The organism is Microcystis sp. M_OC_Ca_00000000_C217Col, assembly GCF_007095585.1.
Classification (GTDB): domain Bacteria; phylum Cyanobacteriota; class Cyanobacteriia; order Cyanobacteriales; family Microcystaceae; genus Microcystis; species Microcystis panniformis.
On the sequence record NZ_SFBV01000353.1, the window covers coordinates 1 to 7,508 of the forward strand.

Annotated in this window: 11 protein-coding genes and 1 pseudogene; 1 reads left to right on the forward strand and 11 read right to left on the reverse strand. The window is 40.8% G+C overall.

The window, feature by feature from the left end; all coding sequences use genetic code 11:
* Window positions 1-281: 281 nt before the first annotated feature.
* The 11 genes from EWV66_RS22820 to EWV66_RS22870 form a co-directional block, all read right to left on the reverse strand.
* The gene (locus EWV66_RS22820; RefSeq protein WP_004161322.1) at window positions 282-1,019 is read right to left on the reverse strand and encodes a peptidylprolyl isomerase; all 738 of its coding nucleotides are present in this window, start codon (window positions 1,017-1,019) and stop codon (window positions 282-284) included.
* A gap of 28 nt (window positions 1,020-1,047) precedes the next feature.
* Window positions 1,048-1,614: a photosystem I assembly protein Ycf4 gene (locus tag EWV66_RS22825; protein ID WP_002767839.1), complete on the reverse strand. Its 567-nt coding sequence runs from the start codon at window positions 1,612-1,614 to the stop codon at window positions 1,048-1,050.
* Between the two features lie 182 nt (window positions 1,615-1,796).
* Window positions 1,797-1,943: a hypothetical protein gene (locus EWV66_RS22830; RefSeq protein WP_002761017.1), complete on the reverse strand. Its 147-nt coding sequence runs from the start codon at window positions 1,941-1,943 to the stop codon at window positions 1,797-1,799.
* Between the two features lie 49 nt (window positions 1,944-1,992).
* Window positions 1,993-2,874 (reverse strand): restriction endonuclease, encoded by an 882-nt coding sequence (locus tag EWV66_RS22835; RefSeq protein ID WP_287107171.1) that lies wholly within the window; start codon window positions 2,872-2,874, stop codon window positions 1,993-1,995.
* A 29-nt stretch (window positions 2,875-2,903) separates the two neighbouring features.
* The gene (locus EWV66_RS22840; protein WP_004162692.1) at window positions 2,904-3,233 is read right to left on the reverse strand and encodes a XisI protein; all 330 of its coding nucleotides are present in this window, start codon (window positions 3,231-3,233) and stop codon (window positions 2,904-2,906) included.
* Window positions 3,221-3,637: a XisH family protein gene (locus EWV66_RS22845; RefSeq protein WP_287107172.1), complete on the reverse strand. Its 417-nt coding sequence runs from the start codon at window positions 3,635-3,637 to the stop codon at window positions 3,221-3,223. Before EWV66_RS22845 ends, EWV66_RS22840 begins: the two co-directional genes overlap by 13 nt.
* Before the next feature lie 108 nt (window positions 3,638-3,745).
* Window positions 3,746-5,185 carry a glycine zipper family protein gene (locus EWV66_RS22850; protein ID WP_287107173.1) on the reverse strand — a complete coding sequence of 480 codons (1,440 nt, stop codon included), beginning with the start codon at window positions 5,183-5,185 and terminating at the stop codon, window positions 3,746-3,748.
* A 141-nt stretch (window positions 5,186-5,326) separates the two neighbouring features.
* Window positions 5,327-5,941 (reverse strand): C40 family peptidase, encoded by a 615-nt coding sequence (locus EWV66_RS22855; protein WP_004161316.1) that lies wholly within the window; start codon window positions 5,939-5,941, stop codon window positions 5,327-5,329.
* A gap of 13 nt (window positions 5,942-5,954) precedes the next feature.
* Window positions 5,955-6,134, reverse strand: coding sequence for a DNA methyltransferase (locus EWV66_RS22860; protein WP_287116046.1), 180 nt, complete (start codon window positions 6,132-6,134; stop codon window positions 5,955-5,957).
* Window positions 6,135-6,502: 368 nt separating this feature from the next.
* Window positions 6,503-6,760: a hypothetical protein gene (locus EWV66_RS22865; RefSeq protein WP_052276447.1), complete on the reverse strand. Its 258-nt coding sequence runs from the start codon at window positions 6,758-6,760 to the stop codon at window positions 6,503-6,505.
* A gap of 25 nt (window positions 6,761-6,785) precedes the next feature.
* Window positions 6,786-6,953 (reverse strand): DNA methyltransferase, encoded by a 168-nt coding sequence (locus tag EWV66_RS22870; protein ID WP_287116047.1) that lies wholly within the window; start codon window positions 6,951-6,953, stop codon window positions 6,786-6,788.
* 437 nt (window positions 6,954-7,390) lie between these two features.
* Between EWV66_RS22870 and EWV66_RS22875 the strand changes: the two are divergent.
* A pseudogene (locus EWV66_RS22875) lies at window positions 7,391-7,508 on the forward strand (IS4 family transposase); the annotation flags it as partial.

Here is a 7,508-nt window from a genome sequence, read left to right on the forward strand (position 1 = left end):
CTGTGTGGAAACGAGGTCTATACTGATAGTTTCTTCGACAAAATAGTCCTAAAAGTGTTACCCGATAAGCATTTCACGATTCCATAAGCAAAAATTATCACACAAAGTCGAGAAGAGCCGTTATCAGTTATCAGTTATCAGTTATCAGTTATCAGTTATCAGTTATCAGTTATCAGTTATCAGTTATCAGTTATCAGTTATCAGTTATCGGAATATTAAATGATTGGGTGGGTGACGGCGAAGATTAAATTATCGTCGCGCGGACTCACCCAATCCGAGCGCTATTTTTTCAGATTTTCTGCACCGGAAATAACTTTGGCCGAGTCAATTTTATCCCCTTGTTTAATCGTATCGATCACTTCCATTCCCTTAGTGACATAACCAAAAACGGCATAATCACCATCGAGGAAATTGATATCCGACAGGGCAAAATAAAACTGAGAAGAAGCGGAATTAGGTTGTTGAGAACGGGCCATCGCGATCGCACCGCGTTTATGGGGTAAAGCGACGATAGGAGTGCGCGACGTGGCCTGTTGACCGATTGCTTGCCCATAAATCGGCTCTTTTTCGTCTTTGAGGAGAATTTCTAGGGGAACATAACGGGATTGCTTGGTTTCTGGATCAACAAAACCACCGGTTCCGCGACCTTGGGGATCACCACCTTGGGCGACAAAAGGCTGCGGTTCTGTAACCACGCGATGGAAAGTTAAACCATTATAAAAACCTCTCCCCACCAGATCCACAAAGTTACCGGCAGTAACTGGGGCTGCATTGCCATCAATTTCGATCGTTACCGGTTTACCTTTGATGATCATCTCGACGACAGCAGTTCCATCTAAGCGGGGTTTGTAATTATCCATGTTGACACTGCCCGAACTGGCAGGTTGAGAGGTTTGGGTGATAATAGAATTATCGGGGGTGGAGTTAGCTTCCGGGGAAGAACAGCCAAAAAGTGTGGTCGTTGTGATTAAAAAAACACAAACCACAGACAGCCAGCCAGATTTTCTTATCTTCATCATTTTATAGCCAAAAAGAGCGAAAAAAGGCCTACAATCCCTCTAGAGGAATTTCTAGAAAACGAGCGAGTTCCGCTCCTTGATTTTCCAATTCCGAGAGGGACATAGGATCGCCGACGCGAGTTAAAGGGATATCGCGACGCTGTTTAATCCGCAGGAATAGTTCCCGTTTCGGGTTGAGTCCTTCTCGCACTTCGGCCCGCACAGCTTGCACATCTTCGAGGGGCCAATCGAGATCAACGCGACGATTTTTGCCGGGGTAGCCCCAACGAAAGATTTTAACTTTGCCAGTTTCCTTATTAAACTCGTTGTAACCACCTCCGACATTCCAGAGGAGAGATAACCAGAGATAGATGGCTAAAAGAGTCCCCGCAGTGCCATAAAAGAGGAGGGCGACTCCTTGGGGAATAAATTGCAAGGCACTGGTATCGCTAACGAGAAGTAGATTGACCTTCAAATAACTGGAAAGACCGGCGAGGAGAAACCCTAGACCGCCAATAGAGACGATTACAGCCCAAAAATAGTTACTAGGGCGACGCGCTCCCACTACTTCTTGCCGTAGGATCAGGCTATCTTTACTTGTTGTTTGCGCTTTCATGAATTCTTTTTAAGGTTGCCTAGAGTTATTTTACCAGCTTTTTTTCTCGCCACTTCCCCAACCCCGATCCAGGGTGTTGATTGGGAGCGGAATGCCGCCAAAATCACTCATGCACTTTTTCTCTGATTAAGATCAAGGGTACTCTGTACCGGCGATTGCCTTCCAGAAAAGTTATCGAAAATTTAGTTGGTTAATGCTTCGATTTCTCTCATTGCTTGATCAATTCCTTCTTTAACTTTGCTCAATCCAGTTAAAAAGTATTGCCAATGACCGTGTTTGCCGTCGGTATTAATGGCATTACACCAGGGTTTAGCCGCTGCTTCCTTCACTTCCCTCAGTTCGTCCCATCCTTTAGTTTCTAAAATTAAATAGTTAGATTTAGCTGTCTTCAGACGGATAATAAAGTCTGGGAATAGTAAACCCTAAGCGTTCATTTTTAACAAAGGCTGCAGTGGCGGGATGATTGTCAATAATATAGGCGGCTGCCCGTTCCCATTGATCGGTATCAGCCACCACTCGCTTTTCAAAAATATGCCAATTTGTCACTAAGACTTTACCCCGTCTCAGTTTGTCCATCAGGTGAGAAGGTACGAGGTCACGGGTGCGATACAAAGAAGCTTCGCCGTTGTCGGGGTTGAGTTCCTGTAATCTACTTTTAATGGTGATATTGGGACAGATAATCAGGACAATATCGGAGAATTTAGCGTTACTGCGATCTGCTACTTTGTTGAGGATAGACCATGCTGCTAACATCCCCATCACTGTTATTTTGACGCTTCCGGTTGCCATCTTACAGGCGCAGCGGATGAAAGCTTTCAGGGTGCTGTCAATGGGGGTATCTTGGGGAATATGAATCCCTTGGCGAAAGTCGGTGCGAGATTCAATTAAGAAAATGATGGTTTCTACTGCTTCTTTTTGAGCAAAAAATAGGCGATGTTCTCTTCCTTCTCGGCTCCAGTATTCTAATAGTTCTAAGGTGGTACGGCTGACACCGGGATACTGTTGTCTTCTCCATTCTTTAACTTCTTTCCTGATGCGGTTAACTAGGGTCATTTCATAACCTGGGAAAAATTCATCGGGGGATGAAAGTTTGAGAACTTGTCCTAATTCCCATTCGGTATTACCTTCCCGGGGTGGGTAAACGATAGCTGGTCTTCTCCCTTCTTTTAATTCCGGTTCATAACCTTCTCGGATGAACCAGTATTGTGAGGGTTCATCAAAGGGGGAATTAAGGATAGGTTCGTTGACTTCGTAGGACATACACTTATTTAGGATTTTTTTCTTATGTATTAACTCAAGGCAAATTCGGTTAAACTGCGTTTATAGGGAGCCTGAAAACCTAAGACTATATCTTGTTTAGGAACACCAGCAGCGATTAATTGATTGGCAATGCCGATTTCTGTTCCATCTCTTTGAATCCAGATTTTGTCATCTTTTATGTCAAGATGAATAATCACACCATAGATTCGCTTTTGCTCTTTCCACCCAATATTTAAGACTTGATAATGATGGCGTTTTGTGTCAAAAATAAGTTGAGTTTCTCTGTCATTTTTGCTGTCATTAACTGAATGTTGGGTGAGAATGTCTTGAATCAGTTGAGAGTAGTTTATTCTTTCCATAATACCACCTCTTGTTTGAGAGAATTAAAGATTAAAAGTTTAATTTTATATTCTGCTACAGCGTCTTGAATAAATTGACGAGAGAAGAAGTCTTCATAGGTATCTTGAGGAATGGCTAGATAAAGAATCCTTTCGGGTTCTTCCTGTTTTAATGCTAACCGATAATTGAGGATTTGTCCTAATGCGAGATGAAATTCGGTGACTTCAGATGTCCCTAAAAAAGATTTAATCTCTATGGCGATTTTTTGACATAATTTTTCGGCGGCAATTAATCTTTCCGCACCTAAGTCGATGTAAAATTCTACGTCATTGACTTTAAGATAAAGGGGATCATGGGTGATATTCCAGCCATCTTTTTCGAGGGCAATACACACGGATTGATGAAAAATATCTTTGGCTGACATAGAATTATTCTAAGTATAAGCAAGCTCGATAAACGGCTGATTTAACTTCATCAAGGGTTCATCAAAAGGTGAGTTGAGGATGGGTTGGTTTACTTCGTAGTACATATTTTAAGGATCTACAATAATTACTCTTACTTTGCCTTCTGCAATCAAATTATCCTGCTTATCTAACCCATCTATAGTAATATCGTAGGGAATTTCAGAGTTGTTGGTATTGCTCAAGGTTTCGTCAAATGACCATTTATTTTGGCTGGGAAAGGCAACCTTCTCTTTTTCAGGGAAATTTATTCCATTTTGTGATACTTTTGCTTTTATTTTCTCAATATGTCCATAGGCTTTCCCTTGAAAAATAATGGGGTGATTTGCGAAAAATTTTGTAGTATTATTTGCTGGATTTATAATACATAGTCTTGTATCTAAAAATGCTGAAGCAACAAATATTAAAACACTAAACCAAATCAAGCATAAAATAACTACATAAATAGGTTTATTTACTGAGTTGTTACTGAAACATAATCCAAGAACTGCTCCAAGAAATGCCCCAAAAAATGCTCCGAACACCGCACTGATTAATCCCCTAGAACCGAGTCCTAAAAATAATCCAGAAACTGCTCCAAAAAGTAGTCCAAAAACTGCTCCAAAAAGTAGTCCAAAAACTGCTCCAAGAAGTAGTCCAGAAACTGGCTGCCATGTTGGATCACTCAATCCAAACAATGCTCCAAACAATGCTCCAAACAATGCTCCAAACAATGCTCCATTAGTTGTTCCCAAAAGAAATCCTAAGACTGCTCCTGTTTGTAACCAGCTACCGAATTGGCTAAAGCTAATAGAGCTAAATATTCTGGGAAGTACTACGGGAATTCCTTCGATACTTGCTCCTAAAATTGCTCCTAAAATTGTCCCGAAAATTGCTCCGAAAATTGCTGCTTTGAAAATTGCTCCGACATTTATTATCCCAGAGTTTCTCTTATCATTTAAAATAGCTTTTCGGGTTTCATGAAGTAATTCAACGCTATTCAGAGCTTCATATAAGAGATATCCGCACAAGGATAATAATAAAGGTAAACCTACTAACCAAACGTAGTTTATCGGATCGCAATTCAAATGCCATATCCAAACTAGACCAGGAAAAGCAAAAAGTATCGCTATAAACATTCCTAACTCAAACTTCAGCCGAAGGACAATTGAGTTAATATAGTCTTTAGCTGTTTCAGTAATATAAATACCTGTCGGGGGAGTTTCTAAATCCTTTAATTCTGAGTAAGCTGGTTTTTTTAGATAACTATTCCAAGTGGTTCCTGTCGGATCAAACTGATCTCGATAGAATTTTTCGATTTCTGCGCCAATATCTTCTAAAAGTAATCCAACTGCTAAAGAAATGACTAGCAGAAAGAAAATCATCGCTACTTCGTGCTGTTCCCAAAAACCACGAACTGTATCGTTGCTATGTAATAAGTAAACATAAGGAGCGATCGCCACTCCTCCCGGAATGGCAAGGGTGATTAAAGGACGTATAATCTCACGACTGAGAAACTCGCTAGGATTCATGGCTTGACGGTTTTGATGTTAAGTGGGAAGTAGTAGGAAAAAAAGAAGGACACCCCGATAAATTGTCTTATTGCGAAAACTAACCATCATATACCGGGTTATTCTCAATAAGCATCTTTAGTTTTCGAGGTGTCCAGAAAATTACGCCTTTTTCCAAGGCTCAAATATCGTCTGATCTTCAAATAATTCTTGAGGATCTATTGTTGCATCTAGCTTGCTTAGTATTCCCTTGTCTTTGTATTCTGGCTGTTCATCTAAGCAATGAGCAGCTAATTCACTGCAAATCCACTTGTCATCTCCTTCATGAGCCAGAGTAATACGGTTTTCGTAGCCACCTCGGGTTAGCTTATTAATTGTCCACCCTACAATGCTGTGGACTTCTACCATGTGTTCAATTAAATCAAGGTCATACTTACAGCCTTTTTGCTCCTCGGCTTTTTCGACAATTTTTTTGGCTATATCCGAAGTTAATCCTTTCGGTTTTCTGAAAAAGATTTGACAGTGCGGATCATTAAAATATTCACTCAAATCTTTTTCAGCAACTCCGGTTTCAAGATGAGCTTCAACACATTTATTGTCTCCGGTGACAATTAAAGCATGAGAAACCTTTATGTCGCTCATTCGATGCCAACGGGTAAAATAGGCGATTCCTTCAGAGATGATATTTCCTTCACTGTAGGTAAATCCAATATAGCCTACATGGTAGTTACCATCAGGTCCAAATTTAGGAACTAGAGATTTAATTTCAATTGCCATAACGACCTCCAACTCATTTTAATTGCTTAACCACTAGCAATTCACTCCCCCGGTCATCAATCACTTTAACGGCAATTTGCCGATGTTCTCCCACTGCAAAAGGTGCGCTGGTTGTCCCTGCTAGATGTTCCCAGACTGATTCCTCATAGGTTCCCTTTAAAGCTGGAAAAATGCCTGATTGACGTGGAAACATAAGCCATTGTAGTTAGTATAGAGAAACCGAGCGGGGACATTCTTACCCGGTTCTGAGTCCACTTTCATTGTAACCGGGTCAAACCAGAAAATTAACACAGGGTAAGTGCATCTTAAAAATTCTTGACAAAATGAACTTTATGTAGGTTGCCTACCCACAATTTGGGCATATTTGGGTAGAATTTGCCTTCTCAATTGTTGAGCAACAATCGACCAAATGGATCGAGTTCGTAACTATTCTGATTGACTGGTATCGCTTGAAATGCTCACACAGCAAACGGATAACAAAATTGGTCAATTGTCAATGGCGTTTGAGATGCGCTGACCCCGGATCATTAATTGCCTCTTGGGAGAATTGATAAATTGCCATTATTTTAAGCCATATTCTTCTCTTAATCTTGTTTTTAACTGCTCAAAAACTAATTCCTCATCGGTTACATTACCCGCTAAAATTTGCTCGGTTGCACTATCAATTTTTTGCCGTAACTCCTCTAATTGATGGTTAGTTTCCTGACTATCTTCGCCTAAAATAATAATTTCTACTCTTTGACTGGATCGAAAGGGTAAATCGGATAAAATCAACTGATGTGATCGCTCAATTGTCACATATTTTTTGTAAGCATTCATATTAGTTTTCTTTTCTTTAATTCTGCTAATTTAAACTCTTAACCACTAACAACTCATTCCCCCGGTCATCAATCACTTTAACGGCAATTTGCCGATGTTCTCCCACTGCAAAAGGTGCGCTGGTTGTCCCTGCTAGATGTTCCCAGACTGATTCCTCATAGGTTCCCTTTAAAGCTGTTCGATAGGGGGGCATAAATCGACTAAATCCTTATCTGGCAAGAGACTTAATTGATTAGTTCGCTCTAGAGCAAAAACAATTGACAAAAATCGCTCCATTGCATAACACAAACCGAAGAGCCGCTTTCTTAATCGAATCCCAAGCGCCGGTACGGGGAAAAATGCCTGATTGACGTGGAAACATAGGCCGTTGTAGTCAGTATCGAGAAACCAAGCGGGGACATTCTTACCCGGTTCTGAGTCCACTTTCATTGTAACCGGGTCAAACACATCCAACCCCAATAACTCCACTTGATATTTACCCTCAGCGATGGGATTAATCCTAATCTCTTTTGTGTGGGGAGCATCTCATTTATGCAAGTGAGTAATTATACTTATCCCTAAAACTGTTTTCTAGCAAGGCTTTCAAAATAGCTTGACATAAAAACCTGATTTAGGGGTTACAAAGGTGAGATGCTTGCCACTATTCATAAAAAGGGTCCGCCACCTGAAAAGCCGCCCTCCTTGGCCAGAAGCGGTCAGAATGATTGCTTCTCTTGGGGGTTTTTTAGGTAGAAAAGGCGACGGTGAA